Source organism: Methylacidimicrobium cyclopophantes, from assembly GCF_902143385.2.
In the GTDB taxonomy this organism is placed as follows: Bacteria; Verrucomicrobiota; Verrucomicrobiia; order Methylacidiphilales; family Methylacidiphilaceae; genus Methylacidimicrobium; species Methylacidimicrobium cyclopophantes.
Map to the genome: position 1 here is coordinate 1 of NZ_CABFUZ020000063.1, position 663 is coordinate 663.

General features: G+C 66.2%; 1 protein-coding gene. It reads left to right on the forward strand.

What is annotated here, in order from left to right:
* The coding region (locus FN369_RS01315; protein ID WP_142524415.1) for a TetR/AcrR family transcriptional regulator at positions 1 to 663 on the forward strand (663 nt) is incomplete at both ends.

Here is a 663-nt window from a genome sequence, read left to right on the forward strand (position 1 = left end):
GGCGGCCCGACCGCCGGACCGAGCTCATCGAGGCGACGATGACCGTGCTCACCGAGCATGGCTTCGAAGGGCTCCGGACCCGGCGGGTGGCCGAACAAGCGGGGGTTAACGTGGCGACCCTCCACTACTACTTCTCCACCAAGGAAGAGCTGATCCGGGGCCTGGCCGATTACTTGGCCGAGCGGTTCCGGACATTCCATGCGCCGGCTCCGCCAGTGGAGGGGAGCCTCGGGCTGGCGCGGCTCCGGCAGGAGTTCGCAGATGCCGCCTTCTACTGGGCCAAGGAGAGGAAGCTTTTGTTGGTCCTGCAGGAGCTCGTCCACCGCTCCCGCCGCTGCCCGGCGATCGGCCGGATCCTCGAGCCGCTCCTGTCCGAGTGGAGAAGCGGGTTGGAAGCGATGCTGCGGGAGGGGAGGGAAGAAGGGGTCTTTCGGCCGGAGATCTCGCCTTACGAAGGAGCGTCGCTGCTCGCGGCCGCGATGATGGGTCTTCTGGGCTCTCCGAATCTTTTCGAAGTCGTTTTTCGGGCGCTGGAGCGGGCGCTCGTGAAGCCCGAGGTGCTCGCCCGAGACCGGAGGGAAAAGGGGGGAGACGGTTCTGATTCTTCGCCTTCTATTTGCTCTCCCACTCTTCCGGCTGCCGCAACGGTGCCGGGAGAAGGGG